Raw genomic sequence first — 19,274 nt, 5'->3', positions numbered from 1 at the left:
CGGCTGAATCAGTTCAAACTCCACGCCGCCCACATTCAGCAGGCCGAAACGCGCGGGCGTTTCCTGGCCATAGGGAGGCAGGACCGTGATATCGGCGTCCACCAGACCGTAAATCCGCCTGAAGTCGGCAATGCTCGCCTGCAGGTCATCAACGATATGGCCCACATGGCGCAGCCCGACAATAAAATCCTTCAGTGCAGCCGCTGCCTGATTTTCGCTCGCCACGCTTGACTCCCTCACAGTAATATGTACTATTGATATAACATTATATCTGAAAATATGCCAATGCCCAATTGCCCTTCCGGGATTGCGGCGCCAACGATAAGGACACACATGAAAGTACTGATACTCGGTATGGGCCACGCCGGCAAGGCTATTGCCCAACGCCTGCGCGCCAGCGGCCACCAGATTGTCGGCACCACCACAACACCCGGCAAAGTTGAGGAACTTCAGGCCCTCGCCGACGCGGTGGCGGTACTCAAGGGCAGCGAGACCGACAAAGTCATCGCCGCCGCCCAGGGCTGCGACGCCATCATCGCCACTGTCGCACCCAACGTAAAAAACACCCGTACCAAAGAAGAGCGCGAGACGCAGTACCACGAAGTACTGGAGAAATCGCTCGCCAGTGCCGCCAAGGCCTGTAATCGGGTGATATTCCTGTCGTCCTTTTCTGTCTATGGCGATGGCGGTTCAGGCACCGATCCGATCACGGAACAGACGCCCACCAGCAATCACGAAGAGCCCTCCTCCAAGTACTATCAGGCGGCCGAGCGCAATGCCCTGAGTGTAAGCGGTGGTTGCGTATTGCGCCTGCCCGACATCCACGGCGCCCCCGGCGATATGACCTTTACCCAGCGCGTAAAGCTCGCCCACGACTACTTTGGCGGCAAGGCGCTGTTTGGCGCTGACGCACCGCTATACACCATCCATTTTGAAGACGTCGTTAATGCAGCTATTCACGCTTTGGAAAAAGGTCTGACCGGTATTTACAACGTTTGCGACAATGACAACCTGCCGCCTACCAATCAGCAGATCTTCGATGCGATCTGCGACAAGGAAGGCTGGTCTCGGCTCGAATTTCTGAATCAGATAAAAGCACCCAACCGCAAGATTTCTGCCGACAAACTCTACGCCACCGGCTACCGGGTTCAGCACGAAGACCCCAACGCCGCCCTGCTGGAGGCTTGAAGCATGGCCAACGTTGTCATTACCGGAAGCACCAAAGGGATCGGCCGCGGACTGGCGGCCGAGTTTGCCCGTCTTGGCCACAAGGTGATGATCGCCGGGCGCAGCCAGCAAGCAATTGATGAGGCCATCGCCAAAATCGGCTCTCAACCCGGAACAGTGACCGGTCGCCCCTGTGAAGTCTCGGAAAAGGAACAGGTACAAGCTCTTTGGGATGCGGCCGTTGCCGAGTTTGGCAGCGTCGATATCTGGATCAACAACGCCGGTCTGGCGCGGACCGTCTGGCCCATTCTGGAAACGCCAGACGAAGAAATACAGGCCATGGTGACCACCAATATGTTTGGCACCATCTTTGGCTCAAAGGTCGCCATCAACGGCATGAAAGCGCAGGGCCACGGCAAACTGTTCAACATGCTCGGTGGCGGCAGCGACGGCGAATTCTTTCCCGGCATTGGCATTTATGGCACCACCAAACGCGGCCTGAATTACTTTACCGACGCGCTGATAAAAGAGAACAAAGACACTCCGCTGGTCATAGGCAAGATTCGTCCAGGCATGGTGATTACCGAGGCCGTCGTAAGAGAAGCCAAAGCTGATCTCGACAACTTCAACAAAAACCGTAAAACCATGAATAACTTGTGCGACACCGTCGAAACCGTCTCACCCTATCTGGTGGAGCAGATTCTGAACACCGAGAAATCCGGCACCAAAATACGCTGGCTGACCGGCGGCAAAATCGCCAAACGCATGATGCTTAGCCGTTTTCGCAACCAGCCCGATAAATTCGAAGCCTTCGGCTTATAAGTAATATTAAGGACACTCCTTTGACTACTAACACCGCTAAAACCGCAGATACAAAAACCATCGACCAGTTTCTGGCTGAAAACCCCAATGTCGACGTAAGTAAAGCCTGGGAGCGCAGCTGGAATATTCTGACTGACATTAAGGACAAGATTGCCGAGCGTTTCCCTAATATTGCGCTGGATCCAACCTGTGCCGGTCGTGAGTACTACACCTCGCCCAACGGAGAGTTTGAAGGGTCCTACCAATCATGGACAGGCGAAGGCGTCGAGTGGCTGGTCAGCTCATGGCTGGGCAATCGCAAAGCCAGCATCCTGGATATGAACGCCACTGCCTTTCTGGGACAAGAGACCGACGTACCCCATTTCATTATGGTGTTTGGCACCATCCCCAAACTGTTTTTCTACTTTGATCTGGTGCCTCGGAAGGACCTGCGTACCAACCCCGAGTATCTGGAAAAATACTACGGTGGCGAAGCTAACGAGGATTTTCTGGCGCTGCGCGGCCACCCTGATTTCCAGTGGTCGGTGAGCCACGGCACCTATATGCGCGCCCTGTTGTCACCTTCGGCGCTGAGCCTGAGCGCGGAACTCGAAGACAAGAACATCGACGTGCTGGAAGAGTATGCGTACAAATTCCTGAATCGCTGGCTGGGTTGGCTGGACAACGCCACCCCGCTTCCTGAAAGTGAGCGTGTGGCCCAGCAACAATACGATCACACCGTGCGCCGTCTCGGTTATGAACTCGACCCGATGAACAAACTCGCCGCACAGGTGTTTGGTGAAGATCAGGTGGAGAAGATGATTCAGATGCGTCTGGGTAACGAGCAAATGGCCAAGGCGCGTAAATACTAAAAACCTCCCTCACCCTGACCCTCTCCCCCACGGGAGAAGAGACGCCGGAAGCGGGTACAGAGTGGAAACCGCCCCCTCTCCCCACGGGAGAGGGTTGGGGTGAGGGGTAACCGGATTCGAAAAATGCACCCAACCCGCTTCCTCGGCATCACCCTCAGCGACGGCATCCAACGCCGTCACATGTTTGCCTACCTGCTCGCCGCGCTGATCTCTTCAGGCTATGCTGGCGCACTTGCGGTATTGCAGCCGGGCCTGCTCGCAGTCATGGACATACCGCTGGCCAGCCAGGGCTCGCTGACCGGCCTGCTGGCGGCGCTGCAGGAAGTCATTCTGATTGCCATGATGCCCCTGTTCGGCGTCATGGCGGATCGCTCCGGTCGGCGAATGGTCTATGCCATCGGGCTTGGGCTGACCGCGCTCGGTTTCTTTCTCTACCCCTATGCCAACAGCATTGGCGAACTGATCGCCTATCGCCTAATTGTCGCCTTCGGCGGTGCCGCGATGATTGGCATGATGGTGACCGTGATTGCGGATTACGCCAGCGAAGCGGATCGCGGCAAAGCGAATGGTTTACAGGGCTTTATCGCCACCATCGGCGCTTTTATTCCACCGATTCTCGGGTTTATGCCGGGTGTATTTGCCAAGCAGGGCATGACTGAACTTGCCGCTCAGCAGATGACTTTCGCCATTGGTGGTGCGATGGGCGTGGTCGGCACGGTGATCGTACTGATCGGACTGGCTCCTCATGTGAAACGACCGAGCGCTGAGCATGAACCGGTTATGCAGATGCTGAAAAACGGACTGGCAGCCGCCAAAGACCACGGTGTTGCCCTGTCCTACGGCGCAGCATTTATCTCACGCGGTGACCTGGCGGTAACCGGCGCATTTATGGGCCTGTGGCTGGTGCAGTTTGGTACCCAGAACCTTGGGATGGCACCCAGTCAGGCCATGCAGGAACTTGCCGTACCGCGAGTACTTACTACGGTAAGCGGCGCGATGGTGGGCGCCTTGCTAATGGGTTTTATCAGTGACCGCATTCGTCGCGGCACGGCTGTTATGTTAGCGTCAGGGCTGGCAGCTGCAGTTTATCTTTCCGTGTCCTTTGTTGATGACCCTACCGCGCCGTGGGTTTTTGCGCTGCTCGGAGTCATGGGTGTGGCAGAAATCAGTGCGTTTGTCAGCTCTCAGGCGCTGGTGGGGCAGCAGGCGCCGGCTGCCCGGCGCGGCGCCGTGATCGGCTTCTTCGGCACGGCAGGCGCAATAGGTATTCTTGTGGGTACCGCCGGCGGAGGCTGGTTGTTTGGTGCCATTTCACCGGCAGCGCCTTTCGTCCTGTTTGGTGCACTTAACGCCGTGGTTTTCATCTGGGCCATTGTGGTCAACAACAAAATCGAAAAGCCAGCATCCGCTTTACCGGAGAACGCAACATGCGCAACCGCTACTTCTTGATCGCACTGGGTCTGCCATTACTGGCAGCATGTAACGATAGTTCGTCGTCCAGCTCTGGCGGTGGCGGTAGTTCTACCAGTCCATCCGAGCAGGGGAGCTACATCGAATACCCCATCAAAGTCGAACAGCAATCTGCGGCTTTTCTGGCAGTCGGAGATATCGACGGCAATAGCGACAACGGTCTCGATATTCTTCTTTCCACACTGGTGGAACAGACACCGCCCGGGCCTCCAAACCCAGCCTCTCGCGGCGCGCTACGAAAATTCAACACCCAGGGCTGTAATGAGCCCGTCAACAACTGCCTGGAAGGCCCTTGGCAGGAGGAAGTACTGATCGGCACGAACGATCCCCAAGGCTACCCTTTTATCAATACGCCCCAGATCTTTGATATTAATGGTGACGGACAAAATGATGTCATTGTTCAGACCGGATTCCTGACCACACTAGGGGGCGCCCATTTCTGGCTGGATGGCAACGACATCAATGCCGGCAGTCGCCCAACGCACAACTATTTTTCTCCAGCCAACACCACACCGGTAACCAACGGTTTGTTCTTCTGGCATGAATCGGATCAGACAGATCTGGACGGCGACGGACTGCTCGATATCGTCACCACCTCGGGTAAAACACAACATCCGGGCAACCCGCTGGGCTCGCCCGACGGAAACGAAGAGTTGAAAGTAGAATGGTACCGGCAGACGGCACCGGGAGAATTCAGCTATCACCCAATCACTGCCACCGACAGTGAAGGCAATACCATAAGCAATATAGGCGGCGTATTTGTCAAACTCCACGACATCGACGGAGACGGCGACAAAGACATTGTGCTAAGTCAGTTCTTTGATCACACCTACGACACGACACCACCGGCAAGCCTGAACCCCTCACTGGTGTGGTTGGAAAATGTCACCCGTCCGGCACTGAGCAATAATTTTGCCGGTGAGTGGCGCTACCATGTCATCGACAATACCATCGGCCTTGGCTATCACATGGAGTTTGCCGATATCGACCACGACGGCAAAGAAGAACTCGTCGTCGACAACCACAACAATGATGGCGATCCCCGCTGGCAGGATAAGGACGGTAATGTCGTGGTGCCACCCGGCATCTATTGGTTTGAAATCCCCGAAAATCCAACCGCCGTCAGCCAGTGGGAGAAGCACGTTATTTCAGAGAATTTTGGCGTAACTCTCTACTACGGCAATCCTGCCAGCCAAGGCGTTCCTGGCATTTTCAATGTCGGAGATATCAACAACGACGGCCTGCTTGATGTGGCGGTACCCGGTGATGGCAACAGTACGCTCTACGCCTTCATCCAACAAAGCGATGGCAGTTTCCGGGAAGACATTGTGGACGAAGCCAAAATGTTCGGCATGGCCATCGTCGCAGATATCGACGGCGACGGGCTCAACGAGATTGTTGCGGCCCAACACAATTCGCTGGACATGGATCCGGCAGAAACCGACAGCCCGGATGATTTGCAATTGCCGCCGGGGAAACTGTCGATTTACAAGTATCAGTAAGTCGTACAGATCATTCGCGAGCAAGCAACCGTTGCTTGCTCGCGAAGATATGTCTCCGTACTACCCCGCAAAATCCGCTTCACTGGCTTTCATCATTTCTTCCAGAAACCACTGCGGAAACTGCCCTACAAACTTGTTCATATCCCAGAAGTCGCTCCAGCGGTACACCAGTCCATCCTTGATTTCATGCATGGTGCAAAAACGGTGCTGGGCGGTTTCACCAGAGGTAAAAGTCCACTTTTCGGTGTGATCGAGAAATACCATATCGCCATCACCGGCCAGATGATGGGTTGTCTGCTCCTGTCGGGAGAGATGATTGAACGCAATCTGTAGCCGCTTGACGCAGTTGTCCGGGCCCTTGGCACCCACATCATCAGTAGGCACGTCTTCGTAGAATATTTCGGGATGCATGCAGCTTTTCATGGTATCCCAGTCCATCTCACTCAGTGCCTGCCACATTTTTTTGACAATAGCCTTATTACTTTCAGTTGACATAACTCTTTCCTGTATCGCGAGTGAGAGGGTTGTTACATCTGCGGTACGGCAGCCAGATCAATAGGCAGCTCAAAACGCTCATAGCGGTCAGCGCGATCACGCAATGTAGCAACACTTTCTTCACCGTTCAGCATGATGATAACGCGCTGCTCCTTTACGCCCTGTAAGGTAAAACGCGCGAGCTCGTCCAGGTCCTGAAAATTAAGGTCCATTCCCGCCGCTTCTGCGGCTGCTTTGAATTCTTCAACCGACGGTACACGCACCGGCTCGCGATCAACACCCAGATCTTTGGGTCGATTGCGCTCCGTTGTCCAAATGCCCGTAGCCAAAACGCCACCTGATGGATAGAAGATGGAGGCGCGCAAATTTGTATTTTCGGTAACCAGCTGCGCGGCCAGACACTCGGTAATGCAAGACACGGCTGCTTTACTGGACGCATAAACGGATTGATAGGGTAGTGGCGAGATCCCACCATCACCGGATGACGTATTGATGATGTGCCCTTCTTTGCCCGAAGCGATCATCCGCGGCACAAAAGATTGAATACCGTGCACCACACCCATCACATTAACGCCGTGCACCCATTTCCAGTCATTGGGTTTGGTTTCCCAGATATTGAGTGACGGTGCCGCAACGCCGGCGTTATTGAACAACAAATGACATTCGCCGTAGCGGTCAAATACTGTATCGGCCAGGGCATCAACAGACTCGGGCTTGGATACATCGGTCACCACGCCGCTCACTTCGCCACGGCTGCCGAGTTCGCCGAGTACCTTGTCCAACGCGCTTTGCTCAACATCGCCTATAACAACCTTGGCGCCCTCATCAAGCAGCGCTGCAACCAACGCCTTGCCAATGCCGCTTGCGCCGCCAGTAACGACGGCAACCTTCCCATTAAAATCCTGCATGGACCACCTCTTATTATCAGCTTTTCAGGCCTGCGACAGAAAACCGCTGCAGCAACACCCCACTGATAGTAGAAGCTTGCCAACGGTGTGGAGATTACAACTCGGTCAGACTTGCCGGATAGGCCTTTGCCAAGGGTAGGTCTTTACCAGGGGTAGACTGCGCGATCCCGATACAGGCCGCCACTGGGGCCATCATCCGGCAGTGTGGCCAACCAGACGATGGTGTCAGCGCCTTCATCCGGTGTACGCGGCGCATCAGGTCCACCGAGCTCTGTATTCACCCAGCCGGGGCAGGCCGCATTGACCAAAATCTGGGGGTATTCCTTTTCAAGTTCTCGCGCCAACAGCACCGTCATTGCATTAACTGCCGCCTTGGAACTGCGATAGGCCACCGTTGAACCCATCGCCATTTCGCTCATCGATGCCAGTTCGGTGGACACGTTAACCACCCGGCCGGCGCCTTTCGTCTGAATCAGTGGCACGAGCAGCTGGCAGCAGTTAAGTACACCCAGCAGATTGGTTTCCAGAGTTTCACGCAGACAGTCCGGTGACAATTCAAAAAACGATTGCCAGTGATCCAGTGCCACACCCGCGTTGTTAACCAGAATATCGAGCCCCCCAAAGCGCGTACGAATTCCCTCGGCCAGAGCTTCCAGCGACCCGCGATCATCAACCGCCAGGGCGACCACCTCAACCGGCAACCCCTGCTTGGCCAGCGCATCCAGCGCCGTGGCGCGTTCAGCCGCGCGACAGCCAGCCAGTACCCGAACGCCCTGTTGCGCCAACTGTTGGGTTACCGCCAAACCGATACCACGATTTGCACCTGTTACCACTGCTACTTTTTCTGTCATCGAACAACCTTTTTAGCTGAAAGCGTTTGTTTGCGCTTTATGACTTGAGACTTTAATACTATTGTTATATCTTTATTACATTATCATGATCGCCACCCCCGACCAAGCAAAAGACGCGTGCCGGGGTTTCGCCAGCAAAGGAACACGCCATGACTGACTACTACGGCTACCGCAAAAAATTTGCCGTGCTTGTACCCTCAACCAACACTGCAGTGGAAACCGAGTACCATAAAATGGCACCCGAAGGCGTTGTTCTGGCCACACGCGGCTGCGTGATTCCGCCATTCAGCGTGAAAACCGAAGACGATTTCGTCAACATGGTGAAAGCAATCGGTGCGGCGACAGAGCAGGGCTTACGCGACGCCTTGACCTGCCAACCCGACCACGTGATTTTTGGCTACTCCGCCGAAACCTTCTGGGATGGCAAGGAACGCTCCGATCGCGAGTTCAAACGTTATAACGAAATTGCCCAAGAGGTCGGCAACTGTAATATCACTTTTGGCGCCCAAGCCATTCTTGACGCACTGGCCTGCTACCCGTGGGTAAAACGCATTGGCGTTATCAGCCCCTACATGCCTGTCGGCGACAATCAGGTCGTGAAATTCCTGGGTGACATCGGTTACGAGGTAGTCCGCATCAAGGGCCATTGCTCAGACAGCCCGGTCACCATCGCCCACGAGGATTTCGGTAAAACTCGACAGCTGGTACGCGAGGTCGACGGAGACGATGTAGATCTGATACTGCAGGCCGGCACCAACCTGTATTTTGTTGAACTAGCCGCGCAACTCGAGCAGGAACTCGGCAAGCCGGTGCTGGCGATCAACGCGCTGACCTTCTGGCACGCTCTGCGCAACAACGGCATTCCCGACCGCATTCGCGGCTTTGGCTCACTGCTAGCGGAACACTAACCACATTAAAAGCTTAGGGTGCCAGTTCAGGCCGGAGTATCTCGGTTCGCTCCACCCCCAAACTGAACTGGCACCCGCCCTATTTTCAGGATCCACGCCATGCCCATATTGTTTGCGACCGTTCTGATCGATCTTATTGGCTTTGGCATTATTATTCCCATCCTGCCCTTTCTCGCTCCGCAACTCGGTGGCGATGCCATGGATATTGCGCTGCTGCTGGCGATTTACTCAGTTTTTGGCGGCCTGTGTGGCCCGTACTGGGGAAAACTGAGCGACCGTATTGGGCGCAAACCGGTGCTGCTAATCTGCCTTGGCGGTGCTGGCCTGTCTTACATCATGCTTGCTTACTCCACCACGCTTTGGGCCCTATTCGCCTCGCGAATCTTTGCTGGAATCATGGCCGGTAACTTCGGTGTAGCATCCGCTATGGTGGCCGACATGAGCAAACCGGAAGAGCGGGCAAAGTTCATGGGCATTATTGGCGCCGCTTTCGGTTTGGGCATGGTTATCGGGCCCTTCCTCGGCGGCATACTGGCAGGGCCAAATGGTGAGTTTATGGTGCCCGGGTTGGTCGCAGCAGGTATGTCTTTTGCTGCGCTGGTTGCCGGTGCGATTTTTTTACCCGAATCACTAACCAAAGCCCAGCGCGACGATCAGGCGGAACAGATGGCCGCCAGCGCCAAACATTCGACACTGCGCATGCTCCGCGACAGCGGCAATACGCTGCTGGCTCTGCAGTACTTTTTTAACAACAGCTGCCATACCGCCATTAGCTACCTCTTCCCGTTGTGGGTTGGCCACATGCTTGGCTGGGGCGCGCGCGAGGTTGGCATGGTGTTTGGCGCTCAGGGCTTGGCCATGGCCGCACTGCAGGCCGGGCTGATTGGCAAACTGGTGAAGTTGCTCGGTGAATTAAAGTTGCTGCTCATTGGCACCTGTTTTATGGCAACGGGTTACGTAGTTGCTGCCAGCGCCGACAGTGCCAGCATGATTGTTCTCGCCTTCTTTATCATTGTCAGCGGCGGCACAGTATGCACACCGGTACTCAATACACTGGTTGCCCACCGCACGCCCATTCATCTGCGCGGACGGATGCTTGGCACCACCTCCGCTAGCGCGGCGTGGGGACGCGTGTTCGGACCGCTCGCCGCAGGCCTGGCTTTAAGCCAGCTTGGCTACCATCTGTCATGGTTGTTTGGAACAGCCATGGCGCTGTGCATGACTGCCTGGGTAGTAGGGCAATTGAGGTTGGCGGTGTTAGAAACCGCCTCTGCCAAGTAGGCGCCTGGATCAGTGCCGACGAAAATGCAAAACCTCTACCTGCGCGGGTTTTAGACTTGCCGGGTTAACATCCGGCAATTCAGGCGGGCTTTAGCGTTGCCAACGGAAAAGCGCGCAACCGCGTATAGGTCAGCTCATCGTCCACGGTATGCGAATCAAAAAGACTAAAGGCCAGCACCTGCTCCGAAGGCACTTCGCCTGCGGTCTGCTGGATCAGCTCATTTATGATTGGCTGGGGTACGTGGCGTTTGTAGCGGGCCAGAGTAACGTGTGGCACAAAGCGTTTTTCTCCAGCGGCAAGCCCGCCTTCAGTAGGGCTTTGAGCACCGCCAGCTGCAGGGCTTTCAACTCGGCATTATCTTTCACACCTAACCAGATCACGCCGTTGCGAAACTGACTCAGCTCCGTAAATTCCAATTCAAAACTGCGGGCTTTCACGGACGCAAGTGCCTCAAGCACAGCCTCCGGGTCGGCCTCACCAATAAACTGCAGGGTCAGGTGCAGATTATCCGGCTCCATAGGCGTAATACCCCGGGTTTTCGGGGGCTGAATGGCCTGCAGCCGCTCTTTCAGCGACTGCGATAGAGGTACTGCAACAAAAAGACGCGGCATATCGCTACGGAATGCCTCCTTTCCACGATAATTATTAGATTGCTGAGTAGTCGGTATACCCAGCTTCTCCCGGCGTGTAAAGGGTTTTGGGGTTCATTTGCGATAGGGGCAGTGATTCCCGGAAGCGTTTCACCAGATCCGGGTTGGCGATATACGCCCTGCCAAAGGAGACTGCCTGGATCTGCTCGTCCAAAATCGCTTCAGCTTCATCGCGGTCAAAACTTTCATTCACCATCAACGCTCCGCGATAATTGGCGCGCGCCAGACCGATATTATCCAGCCCCAGCTGGGGCATACGAATCACATGCAGGTAGGCCAGCCCCAGCGGATCCACCTGCTGCAACAGGGCAGCAAAGGTTTCCTCGTGATCGGCGTCGTGCAAGTCATTAAACGGGTTGCCGGGGCAGATTCGCATCCCCACCCGATCAGCGCCATCGACCCCCGTCATGGCCGCCAGCACATCAAGAACAAAGCGCAAACGGTTTTCCAGGCAGCCACCCCAGGCATCGGTACGCTCATTGGTGCCGGTTGAAAGGAACTGGGCAGGCAGATAACCGCTGGTGCAGTGCAGCTCAACACCGTCAAACCCGGCGGCGTAGGCATTGACCGTGGCCTGCCGGTAGTCGTCTATCGTCTGTTGGATATCGGCTTCGGTCATGGCCTGGGGCTCGACAAAGGGCAGCATCCCTTGCTCGGTATAAATCTCGCCCTTAGCAGCGATAGCTGACGGCGCCAGCGTGCGAGCGCCGACAGCCTTGTTGGCGGGATTGGCCACCCGACCACAATGCATGATTTGCAGCACAATCTGACCACCCTCGGCATGCACCGCAGAGGTGACCGTTTTCCATGCCGCAATCTGCGCCGAGGTATAGATACCGGGTGTGCGGCAGTAGCCTTTGCCATCCGCACTGGGCTGAGTGCCCTCGGTGATAATTAGACCGGCGCTGGCGCGCTGCTGGTAGTACTCACGCATCATGTCGGTGGGTATATCTGTAGCTTGATCGGCACGCGAACGTGTCATGGGCGCCATGACCACCCTGTTGCGCAGGCGCAAACACCCCAATTGTGTTTCGGTCAACAGCTTCATCAGCGCACCCGTATCTTGGGCGCCGGTGTTCCGCGACGCATGGTTTTCAGAAATTGGTCAACTGGGGCGGGTTCTGCCACTTCCGGGGTACCCTCAGGTTTATTGGCCCAGAACTCGCGCCAACTCGGAAACAGCTCGTGAAAGGCACCTTCATACGGTTCACGTCCCGGCCAGCGCATCTTCATATCGCCCAGTGGCGGCTTGTTCAGATCGGTGGCATACCAGTAACAGGGCAGGCGGCGGCGAAAGTACCAGCGCCCGTCGATACGCTGGTAATCGTCCCAGTAGAGCATCTGCATGATTACCCATTCGGGGCCACACTCGTGCTCATTTTTTGAGTACAACACACCCACGGCGTTATCCGGATCTTCAAATTCGATAATGTGATTTCCCACATGGTGAGAAGTGCCGGTGAACTGATTGCGCAGGGTATCGTCTACCCAGGCCTTGAGATTGGCGCGCCCGCTGAGCTCGCGCGACACTCGAATATCCGGCGCAAACAGGTTTACGTGGGCATCCAGATCGCGCATATCCAGCGACAGGGAATACTTCGCCACCAGCTGACGAATCTCATCGAGGGATTCCAGCCGATCAATGCGTTGCAGCAGAGTCTCATCCATCTTCAATCCTCCCAGGAAGCAGCGCCGGTATTGAGCTCTGCGGTGCGACCGCCATCCACCGGCATCACAATACCAGTAATGTAAGACGCTTCCTCGCTGGCCAGAAACAGGATGGCATTGGCGCACTCCCGGGGGTCGCCAACACGCTTGAGCGGTATAGTTTTGCCCGTGGCTTTTTGGCTTTCCTCGTCTGGGTTGACCATTTCCAGCGCCGGCGTCAGAAACGCGCCGGGGGTAATGGCGTTCACGCGCACATCAGGCGCCCATTCAATACTGGCGTTGCGGGTTAGACCGATCATCGCGGCTTTTGCCGCGCTGTAACCAGCTGTACCCATGGAACCCAGCAGGCCGCACACCGACGAGATATTCACTACTGCGCCCTTGTTGGCCCGCAGCTGCTTATAACTTTCGCGCATCAAAAACATGGCACCGTCCAGCGATACGGCAAAGTTCTGACGCCAGCCCTTGGTGCTGTGTTTGCCAATCATTTCCGGCACCATCAACACCGCGTTGTTAACGATGATATCCAGCTTGCCGTATTTGGACACGGTGGTTTCCACCAGGCGCTTTACCGCCTCTTCATCGCTCACATCTACCGACAGCGGGGTGCATTCACCGCCGGCTTCACGGATGGTTTTCGCCACCTGTTCCAGCGGCTCCATGCGGCGGCTACAGATCACCACCTTGGCGCCTTCTTCGGCAAACCGGATCGCGGTGGCCGCGCCGATGCCCTGACCACCACCGGTGATGATGGCGACTTTGTTTTCTAATCGGTTTGTCATCGTTGTTTCCTCTTTTTCGTCAGCTGTCTGACGCTAAGATAAATACGTTCCCAAATTTGCCATCAACGTCTGTCCGGTAAAACTCGACGACTCATCGCTGGCCAAAAACAGTGCGGTATTGGCTATCTCCATGGGCTCGCCAATACGACCCAATGGAATAGCGGCAACCATGGCCTGTTTCCACTCATCGGAGATGTTAGCCATGATGGGAGTGTTCGTTGGGCCAGGGCAGATCGCGTTAACCCGGATGCTACGCGGTGCCACTTCCATTGCCAGCGAGCGGGTTAACCCGAGCACAGCGGCCTTGCTCGCGCAGTAATGCACACCGCCTTCACCCGATACTGCCGAGGTACTGGAAATATTGATAATGCTGCCACGGCTACCCTGCCTGATCATGCAGCGCACGGCTTCGCGACAACAATAAAACGTCCCGTTGAGGTTCACATTTACTACGCTCAACCAGCCGTCATCTTGCATATCAGGAATATGATCGGCAAACACCGTCGGCGCTTCACCGCGCGCCAGCTGGGCATTGCGCTCCGCCTGACGCTGCTGATACAGATCAAAGCCGTCGTTGGGCGCGGTGCCGATACCGGCATTGTTCACCAGAATATCCGGTGAACCCAACGCCTCGCACACATCAGCAAAGAGCTGTGCTACGTCGTCACTGTTGGTGACGTTGCACGCGCGGGCAATGCCCTTGCCACCTGCGTCTTCTATGCCAGCTAGGGTCGCCGACAGCGAATCCAGATGCAGATCTACCGCACACACCGCAGCCCCTTCGCTCGCCAGGCGGCTTGCAATTGCCTTACCAATGCCCTGAGCCGCCCCGGTGACTATCGCCACTTTTCCATTCAGCCTTGCACTCACTGTTGTTCACTCCTTGATCATCGCGCAGCCACCCGCCGAATGGGCTGCCTTGCCGTTAGGCGACTATACGGCGCATGGGCCGTGCATTTAAATGATTGTGTTCGCACCCATAGCGTGCAATATTGCACGCATGAACTGGGATGACCTGCGTTATTTTCTCGCCGCCGTGCGCGGCGGCACCTTCTCCGCTGCCGCCGTTGAGCTGGGCGTTAACCGCACCACCGTAGCCCGCCGTATCAACCAGTTGGAACGTCGCCTGGGGCACACCCTGTTCATTCATCAGCAAAAGCACTATCAGCTTAGTCAATTCGGCGAAGACCTGTATCAGCAGGCGATTCGTCTCGAGCAGGAAATCCTGTCACTGGAAGAAAAGTTGGGGCTCGGAGAGGAACACCTGGAAGGGCAGTTGCGTATTGCCGCCCCGCTGGGGCTAGGCCCGGAATTTATTAGTGACCTGACAGCGTTTTCGCAGCAGTATCCGCAGATTCGCTGGGAGCTGTTAAATACGCTGGACCCTATTGCCGCGCTCAATCAACGCAAGGCCGATGTCGCCATCGCCGTCGGCAACACCTGCCCACCGCATATTCGCGGGCACTTTCTCGGCGAGATGCAGCGGGCCGTATATGCCAGCCCACGCTACCTGAAACGCATACCGGCAGAAACACCGTTAGCCGGCCACCATTGGATTGGCTGGGGCCAGGATCTGGCAGATTCCCAAGCGGCGAAATGGATCGCCCGCGAACTGCCGGACAGCGTATACAAACCCGCCGAGGTCAATTCCTGGAATGCGATTCTCGCCGCCGTCAGAAGCGGCTTGGGCGTGGCCCATCTGTGGTGTTTCCTGGCAAACAGCGATCGGCAATTAAAAGCGATCCGCCCACCCGACGACGAACTGAGCATGGGGCTTTGGCTGATGCGGCCGGCGCATTTGCCCGCCAACGCGCGCATCAAAGCATTCATCAATACCTTGCGCCCTGTCCTGAAAGCCCGGCTTAGCGCTGAAGGCCCGAGTTAGCCAGACAATCACCAAGCCGCCATAAAGCGCTGGGTGATGGCTTGGGCGCTGTCGCTCGCCGGGCATGCATTCTCTCCACACCACAGCGGGGTGAAGCTGCTGTCAGCGCGTTGTTCCGCCTGCGCACGCAATGCCGATATGGCATTGGCCGCCAGCGGAAAAGCCGGCGCACTGTTATTCATCGGCCCCAGGCTCTCCATCAAACGGGTCACAATGCCCCGCGCAGGCCGCCCGGTATAGAGATTAGTGATCGCCGTAACGGCGCGCCGCTCACTTTGCAGTACCTGCCGATGCAATTGCCCGGTGGTTGCTTCAGCGGCCAGCAGATACGCCGAGCCGAGTTGCACGCCAGCCGCTCCCGCCTGCTTCATCACCACCAGATCGTCCGGCCGCGCGATGCCACCTGCAGCAATCACCGGGATCGACAGATGTTTTACGCACCGCTCGACCAGCTCTGCGGTCTTCAATTGCCCCTTAAGATCTGCCCGCAAAAAGTGACCGCGATGCCCCCCGGCCTCCAGCCCCTGTGCAATCACCGCGTTGGCGCCGTGCTGTTCAAGCCAAAGCGCCTCATCCAGCGTCGTGGCCGATGACAGCACCATTGCCCCCCAACGTTTTACCCGATCCAGTAAACCGGCTGCCGGCAAGCCAAAATGGAAGCTAACAACCTGCGGCTGATGTGGCTCCACCAGATCTGCAATGACCTGCGAAAACGGCTGTCGCTGGGCACCGGCAGGCAGGGTCGCCGGATCAATACCGTACTCGCTGAAAAAGGGAGATAAAAGATTCAACCACTGGGCATAGCGCTCAGCAGATTCCGCCTTTTCCTTGTGGCAGAAAAAGTTGAGATTGACCGGCTTCGAGGTGAGCGACCTTAGCTTTATCAGCGCCTGTTCAAGCGCCTCGCCCGATAGCATTGCACAGGGCAATGACCCAAGGCCGCCGCTGTTGGAGACCGCTGCAGCCAGCTCCACGCCCTGCACTCCTGCCATCGGTGCCTGAATCACCGGGGCCGAAAGCCCCAATGCCTGTAAACCATCCATGGCTGGCCCCCTGTTATGCCGCTTTTGGTTTCTTCGGTGAACAATACATGGTTATTTCGGCGGTAAACACGGTATCCCCCTGCTTATCGGTAATCGTCACAGACACCGGCACATCGGCTGCAACACCGCTTTGAATCGGCGGCAAACTACCAACGACTTTGAGCAAGCCTTTGGCGGGTTTGAGGTATTTCACCGACATACCTTTGGGAATCCAGCGTACATCCGAGGGCACCGAATACTCGGCCGATATGCCAGCCGCCAGTTCTGCGGCATTACACATGGCAATGGCATGCACGGTGCCGATGTGGTTGTGCATGGAACGCTTGTCCCACAAAGTAATTTCAGCGCCGCCGACTTCCAATCGCTCAAAGCGGGCTTTGATCGACGTGAAATACGGCGCTTTCATGGAAATCACTTTGGTAAAAACCCATTTGCCACCGGGCTTGCTGCTCAGACTTTGCCACAGCTTTTTTACTGCACTCATGTTGGAAGCTCCTGCTATGTTAACGGTAAAAACACGCTATCATAGCCACAGCCACACACCATGAACAAGAACGCAGAATACTCGTGCAGAAAAATAGTGACTAGCGCCAACGCCCCGGCTTTGTCAGCCAGACCCAGGCGCCAGAAAGCGCCAGCAGCAACAGGATAACGGCCGACACATCGACCACGACTACGCCCCACTGGCCGAACAGGCGACCGCTATGCAAATCGAGCAGCAGCCGTTCCCAGTGCACATCATTGCCCAGGTAACGCTCATTGAGCGCCACCCTCAGCGCGTCAGGAACAGGCGACTCTGTAACCCAGCGTGTATCCGGCGGTGCCTGCCCAACGCTGAACGCGAGACTGTTCAGATCGGCGAGAACGAGGCCTTCGCTGGTATCAAACCACAGCTGCTCATGTTGACCGGTGACCATTCCCACCCGCTCAATATTGGAGGGCAACCCATAAGCACTCCCCAGGCGTTCCACCACTTCACCCTCTCGCGTCAGCAGCAACAGCTGATCGCGACACAGCGCGAGCAAGCCGCCCTGATAGGCCATGCCCGCCGTAAGCGGTAATTCGCAATAGGCTATTTCTTTCAGATTGAGAAAAAGACGATTTTCACCCACGAGACTCAGACGTTGATCGCCGGCTTCAAAACTGGTGATGGCCGGAAGTTCAACACCGTAACGTTTCAGCAGCACGTCCTGTCGCACCGGCTTTTCATCCAACCGGAGTTCGGCACTGTGGTTGAGCACAATGCCAGTGACCACGAGCATGACTACCACCAAGGCAACCGCGACACCGAGGCGCCGATGCCAACGCAACAGAAACAACCGCAGAGAACGTTTCATCAGGGGGTTTGATTCACCACTTCAGCCAACACCAGTGCCGCTTGGGCAACGCGAGTCACGGCGCGAACGGAGAGTGTTGCACCGGTAATACCATCGATCTGTCTGTCGAGCGCGTCGTCGGCCTGCAACACCGCGCCTTCAAATTGCTCGGTAAAGAAGGGATGGCGAACTTCGCCGCCACGACTTTCACGGTAAGTGAGTATACGAACTCGCTCTATGCTATTGCCATTGACCAGCACACCCATCGTGATGGGCATTTCCTTACCAATTTCTTCCAACATCCATGCCGTTTTGCCGTCCTGCTGCCAATAGCGAACCCGCAAGGCCTTATAAGGATGCCCGAAAATACGCTCCAGGCGTTGCTGCACGTCGCCGCTAAGCCACAGCGTTTTTGGCGCTGGCACTTCACCACCAAAACCGCTGTCGACAAATTCCGCCATGGTCATATAGCTGCCGCGCGCCAGCGCTGACCCTGCCAGCAAAACAAGAAGCACAGCACTAACAAATCGACTTAATCGACAAAAAAGGGGGCTACCGCCCCCTAATGCACATGAAGAATATTTTGCCATACAGGCTTAGAAACTCCAGCCAACACCGAGGTTAAAGCCGTCGTTATCAGTCGCAGTGCCACTGGGCGGCTTGTGATCAACGATATCAGCTTTCAGCACAACACGCTCATGCAGCCAGTAGTTCACACCCGCAGTAACCTGTTCGATCTCGGTATCGGCAGAACCGCCGGCTCGCATGTCCCACTCGCTCTGGCGCACAAACACACCCAGTTTCGGAGTGATTTTGTAAGACGCTTCAAGATAAGCACCTTCCTGTTCGTCGGCACCTGCCAGCTCGAAAGTATCGCCGTCGATATCCCACTGGGCGGCAAACGCGGTCAGCGTAACACCGGCAATGGAGTAGCGCGCATGGGCTTGCAGCAATGTGCCTTCGGCATCTTCACCGGGCAATGCGCCCTGAGTTACGTCCTGCTGTTGCTGCGCAGTGGCAGCCAGCTCAAGACCGCTGATGCCGGTGTACTTGATGCGTGCGGTGTAGGCCAGATCTTCTGCATTGGCTTCGGCGGATTTTTGACGACCGCTACGGATAGCAAACGCGCTGCTGCTCGGCGGAACAGGAATTTCCAGGCCGCTGTGCACAGCCAGGTTATAGGTCAGGCCGGGCAGAATTTCACCGCCGAGCATCACGCCGGTTTCCCACCAGGTAGTTGGTACGATGCGACCTTCAACATTGTTGCGCTCGGTGCCGTAGAAAGTATCCGGCTCGTGCGTTTCGTTCAGAATGCCAACCGGGATCAGGAACTGACCGATGGTGACATTGTGGTTCTGGGCGTAATCCCACTGAATAAAGGCTTGCTCCAGCTCAACCTCACCCGGCTTGCCGTCGCCCGCCAGGCTATGCTCCAGCTCGACTTCAGAGAAGAAGCGAATGGTATCGGTGAATTCGTGCCCGATATAAACAACAAAGCGGTGTGCATCTACCTGATCGTCTTTGTCTTTGAAATGATTGAAATGGTGCTCGCCGTAACCGCCAATAGAGGTCTTGCTGCTCCAGCCGCTGTTGCCGCCGCGCTCAACCGCGCTGGCGGTGGCTTCGATTTTGGCGTCAGTCTGCTTGGACTGTGCCTTAAGACGCTCAATTTCG

At 56.2% G+C, this 19,274-nt stretch carries 22 protein-coding genes; 8 read left to right on the top strand and 14 right to left on the bottom strand.

What is annotated here, in order from left to right; genetic code table 11:
- On the bottom strand, positions 1-225 hold a 225-nt coding region (locus ABYP39_RS09465), incomplete at its 3' end, for a hypothetical protein (protein WP_372782249.1).
- 108 nt (positions 226-333) lie between these two features.
- On the opposite strand from ABYP39_RS09465, the gene ABYP39_RS09460 reads away from it, so the two are divergent.
- From ABYP39_RS09460 to ABYP39_RS09440, 5 genes are all read left to right on the top strand, one after another.
- Complete coding sequence (locus ABYP39_RS09460) at positions 334-1,188, top strand: NAD-dependent epimerase/dehydratase family protein (RefSeq protein WP_372782247.1); 855 nt, start codon at positions 334-336, stop codon at positions 1,186-1,188.
- Positions 1,189-1,191: 3 nt separating this feature from the next.
- A complete protein-coding gene (locus ABYP39_RS09455; RefSeq protein ID WP_372782245.1) occupies positions 1,192-1,989 on the top strand; it encodes an SDR family oxidoreductase in 798 nt (265 codons plus the stop codon).
- A gap of 20 nt (positions 1,990-2,009) precedes the next feature.
- Positions 2,010-2,840, top strand: a complete 831-nt coding sequence (locus ABYP39_RS09450) for a hypothetical protein (RefSeq protein WP_372748102.1) — start codon at positions 2,010-2,012, stop codon at positions 2,838-2,840.
- Positions 2,841-2,963: 123 nt separating this feature from the next.
- Positions 2,964-4,289, top strand: a complete 1,326-nt coding sequence (locus ABYP39_RS09445) for an MFS transporter (RefSeq protein WP_372782243.1) — start codon at positions 2,964-2,966, stop codon at positions 4,287-4,289.
- Positions 4,268-5,812, top strand: coding sequence for an FG-GAP repeat domain-containing protein (locus ABYP39_RS09440; protein WP_372782241.1), 1,545 nt, complete (start codon positions 4,268-4,270; stop codon positions 5,810-5,812). Before ABYP39_RS09445 ends, ABYP39_RS09440 begins: the two co-directional genes overlap by 22 nt.
- A gap of 60 nt (positions 5,813-5,872) precedes the next feature.
- Here the strand turns inward: ABYP39_RS09440 and ABYP39_RS09435 are convergent, their stop codons facing one another.
- The 3 genes from ABYP39_RS09435 to ABYP39_RS09425 all read right to left on the bottom strand — a co-directional run bounded on the left by ABYP39_RS09435 (position 5,873) and on the right by ABYP39_RS09425 (position 8,066).
- Positions 5,873-6,307, bottom strand: a complete 435-nt coding sequence (locus ABYP39_RS09435; RefSeq protein WP_372750368.1) for a nuclear transport factor 2 family protein — start codon at positions 6,305-6,307, stop codon at positions 5,873-5,875.
- Positions 6,308-6,339: 32 nt separating this feature from the next.
- Positions 6,340-7,215 (bottom strand): SDR family NAD(P)-dependent oxidoreductase, encoded by an 876-nt coding sequence (locus ABYP39_RS09430; RefSeq protein ID WP_372750369.1) that lies wholly within the window; start codon positions 7,213-7,215, stop codon positions 6,340-6,342.
- 143 nt (positions 7,216-7,358) lie between these two features.
- Positions 7,359-8,066: an SDR family oxidoreductase gene (locus ABYP39_RS09425; RefSeq protein WP_372782239.1), complete on the bottom strand. Its 708-nt coding sequence runs from the start codon at positions 8,064-8,066 to the stop codon at positions 7,359-7,361.
- A 149-nt stretch (positions 8,067-8,215) separates the two neighbouring features.
- Here ABYP39_RS09425 and ABYP39_RS09420 point away from each other — a divergent pair, with 149 nt between their 5' ends.
- Together ABYP39_RS09420 and ABYP39_RS09415 are read left to right on the top strand one after the other, a co-directional pair.
- Positions 8,216-8,974, top strand: a complete 759-nt coding sequence (locus ABYP39_RS09420; RefSeq protein ID WP_372782237.1) for an arylmalonate decarboxylase — start codon at positions 8,216-8,218, stop codon at positions 8,972-8,974.
- Positions 8,975-9,073: 99 nt separating this feature from the next.
- On the top strand, positions 9,074-10,255 hold the full coding sequence (locus tag ABYP39_RS09415) for an MFS transporter (protein WP_372764647.1): 1,182 nt from the start codon (positions 9,074-9,076) through the stop codon (positions 10,253-10,255).
- A gap of 222 nt (positions 10,256-10,477) precedes the next feature.
- Here ABYP39_RS09415 and thpR read toward each other — a convergent pair whose 3' ends face one another.
- From thpR to ABYP39_RS09390, 5 genes are read right to left on the bottom strand one after another with little or no spacing between them, the layout of a single operon-like run.
- Positions 10,478-10,867: an RNA 2',3'-cyclic phosphodiesterase gene (gene thpR / locus ABYP39_RS09410; RefSeq protein WP_372782235.1), complete on the bottom strand. Its 390-nt coding sequence runs from the start codon at positions 10,865-10,867 to the stop codon at positions 10,478-10,480.
- A 34-nt stretch (positions 10,868-10,901) separates the two neighbouring features.
- The gene (locus ABYP39_RS09405) at positions 10,902-11,954 is read right to left on the bottom strand and encodes an alkene reductase (RefSeq protein ID WP_372782233.1); all 1,053 of its coding nucleotides are present in this window, start codon (positions 11,952-11,954) and stop codon (positions 10,902-10,904) included.
- Positions 11,954-12,574, bottom strand: a complete 621-nt coding sequence (locus ABYP39_RS09400; protein ID WP_372749651.1) for a nuclear transport factor 2 family protein — start codon at positions 12,572-12,574, stop codon at positions 11,954-11,956. The genes ABYP39_RS09405 and ABYP39_RS09400 overlap by 1 nt, the downstream gene beginning before the upstream one ends.
- 2 nt (positions 12,575-12,576) lie before the next feature.
- Positions 12,577-13,356, bottom strand: a complete 780-nt coding sequence (locus ABYP39_RS09395) for an SDR family NAD(P)-dependent oxidoreductase (protein WP_372764651.1) — start codon at positions 13,354-13,356, stop codon at positions 12,577-12,579.
- A gap of 33 nt (positions 13,357-13,389) precedes the next feature.
- Positions 13,390-14,226 (bottom strand): SDR family NAD(P)-dependent oxidoreductase, encoded by an 837-nt coding sequence (locus ABYP39_RS09390; protein ID WP_372782231.1) that lies wholly within the window; start codon positions 14,224-14,226, stop codon positions 13,390-13,392.
- A gap of 91 nt (positions 14,227-14,317) precedes the next feature.
- On the opposite strand from ABYP39_RS09390, the gene ABYP39_RS09385 reads away from it, so the two are divergent.
- A complete protein-coding gene (locus ABYP39_RS09385; RefSeq protein WP_372782229.1) occupies positions 14,318-15,241 on the top strand; it encodes a LysR family transcriptional regulator in 924 nt (307 codons plus the stop codon).
- 8 nt (positions 15,242-15,249) lie between these two features.
- On the opposite strand, the gene ABYP39_RS09380 is transcribed toward ABYP39_RS09385, so the two are convergent.
- From ABYP39_RS09380 to ABYP39_RS09360, 5 genes are all read right to left on the bottom strand, one after another.
- A complete protein-coding gene (locus tag ABYP39_RS09380; RefSeq protein ID WP_372782227.1) occupies positions 15,250-16,284 on the bottom strand; it encodes an NAD(P)H-dependent flavin oxidoreductase in 1,035 nt (344 codons plus the stop codon).
- A gap of 13 nt (positions 16,285-16,297) precedes the next feature.
- Positions 16,298-16,768: a hotdog fold domain-containing protein gene (locus ABYP39_RS09375; RefSeq protein ID WP_372749646.1), complete on the bottom strand. Its 471-nt coding sequence runs from the start codon at positions 16,766-16,768 to the stop codon at positions 16,298-16,300.
- Between the two features lie 100 nt (positions 16,769-16,868).
- A complete protein-coding gene (locus ABYP39_RS09370; protein WP_372782225.1) occupies positions 16,869-17,621 on the bottom strand; it encodes a PepSY domain-containing protein in 753 nt (250 codons plus the stop codon).
- Complete coding sequence (locus tag ABYP39_RS09365) at positions 17,621-18,115, bottom strand: FMN-binding protein (protein ID WP_372749644.1); 495 nt, start codon at positions 18,113-18,115, stop codon at positions 17,621-17,623. The genes ABYP39_RS09370 and ABYP39_RS09365 overlap by 1 nt, the downstream gene beginning before the upstream one ends.
- 81 nt (positions 18,116-18,196) lie before the next feature.
- On the bottom strand, positions 18,197-19,274 hold a 1,078-nt coding region (locus tag ABYP39_RS09360; protein WP_372782223.1), incomplete at its 5' end, for a porin.

It is taken from the genome of Litorivivens sp. (assembly GCF_041625495.1).
GTDB lineage: Bacteria > Pseudomonadota > Gammaproteobacteria > Pseudomonadales > Spongiibacteraceae > Litorivivens.
This window is presented reverse-complemented; position numbering and strand designations above follow the sequence as displayed.

Coding starts and splice junctions, on each gene's coding strand:
- ABYP39_RS09435 (WP_372750368.1), bottom strand. CDS start 6,307: ATGTCAACTGAAAGTAATAAGGCTATTGTCAAAAAAATGTGGCAGGCA.
- ABYP39_RS09400 (WP_372749651.1), bottom strand. CDS start 12,574: ATGGATGAGACTCTGCTGCAACGCATTGATCGGCTGGAATCCCTCGAT.
- ABYP39_RS09370 (WP_372782225.1), bottom strand. CDS start 17,621: ATGAAACGTTCTCTGCGGTTGTTTCTGTTGCGTTGGCATCGGCGCCTC.
- ABYP39_RS09430 (WP_372750369.1), bottom strand. CDS start 7,215: ATGCAGGATTTTAATGGGAAGGTTGCCGTCGTTACTGGCGGCGCAAGC.
- ABYP39_RS09380 (WP_372782227.1), bottom strand. CDS start 16,284: ATGGATGGTTTACAGGCATTGGGGCTTTCGGCCCCGGTGATTCAGGCA.
- ABYP39_RS09395 (WP_372764651.1), bottom strand. CDS start 13,356: ATGACAAACCGATTAGAAAACAAAGTCGCCATCATCACCGGTGGTGGT.
- ABYP39_RS09420 (WP_372782237.1), top strand. CDS start 8,216: ATGACTGACTACTACGGCTACCGCAAAAAATTTGCCGTGCTTGTACCC.
- ABYP39_RS09440 (WP_372782241.1), top strand. CDS start 4,268: ATGCGCAACCGCTACTTCTTGATCGCACTGGGTCTGCCATTACTGGCA.
- ABYP39_RS09405 (WP_372782233.1), bottom strand. CDS start 11,954: ATGAAGCTGTTGACCGAAACACAATTGGGGTGTTTGCGCCTGCGCAAC.
- ABYP39_RS09425 (WP_372782239.1), bottom strand. CDS start 8,066: ATGACAGAAAAAGTAGCAGTGGTAACAGGTGCAAATCGTGGTATCGGT.
- thpR (WP_372782235.1), bottom strand. CDS start 10,867: ATGCCGCGTCTTTTTGTTGCAGTACCTCTATCGCAGTCGCTGAAAGAG.
- ABYP39_RS09375 (WP_372749646.1), bottom strand. CDS start 16,768: ATGAGTGCAGTAAAAAAGCTGTGGCAAAGTCTGAGCAGCAAGCCCGGT.
- ABYP39_RS09445 (WP_372782243.1), top strand. CDS start 2,964: ATGCACCCAACCCGCTTCCTCGGCATCACCCTCAGCGACGGCATCCAA.
- ABYP39_RS09385 (WP_372782229.1), top strand. CDS start 14,318: ATGATTGTGTTCGCACCCATAGCGTGCAATATTGCACGCATGAACTGG.
- ABYP39_RS09460 (WP_372782247.1), top strand. CDS start 334: ATGAAAGTACTGATACTCGGTATGGGCCACGCCGGCAAGGCTATTGCC.
- ABYP39_RS09415 (WP_372764647.1), top strand. CDS start 9,074: ATGCCCATATTGTTTGCGACCGTTCTGATCGATCTTATTGGCTTTGGC.
- ABYP39_RS09455 (WP_372782245.1), top strand. CDS start 1,192: ATGGCCAACGTTGTCATTACCGGAAGCACCAAAGGGATCGGCCGCGGA.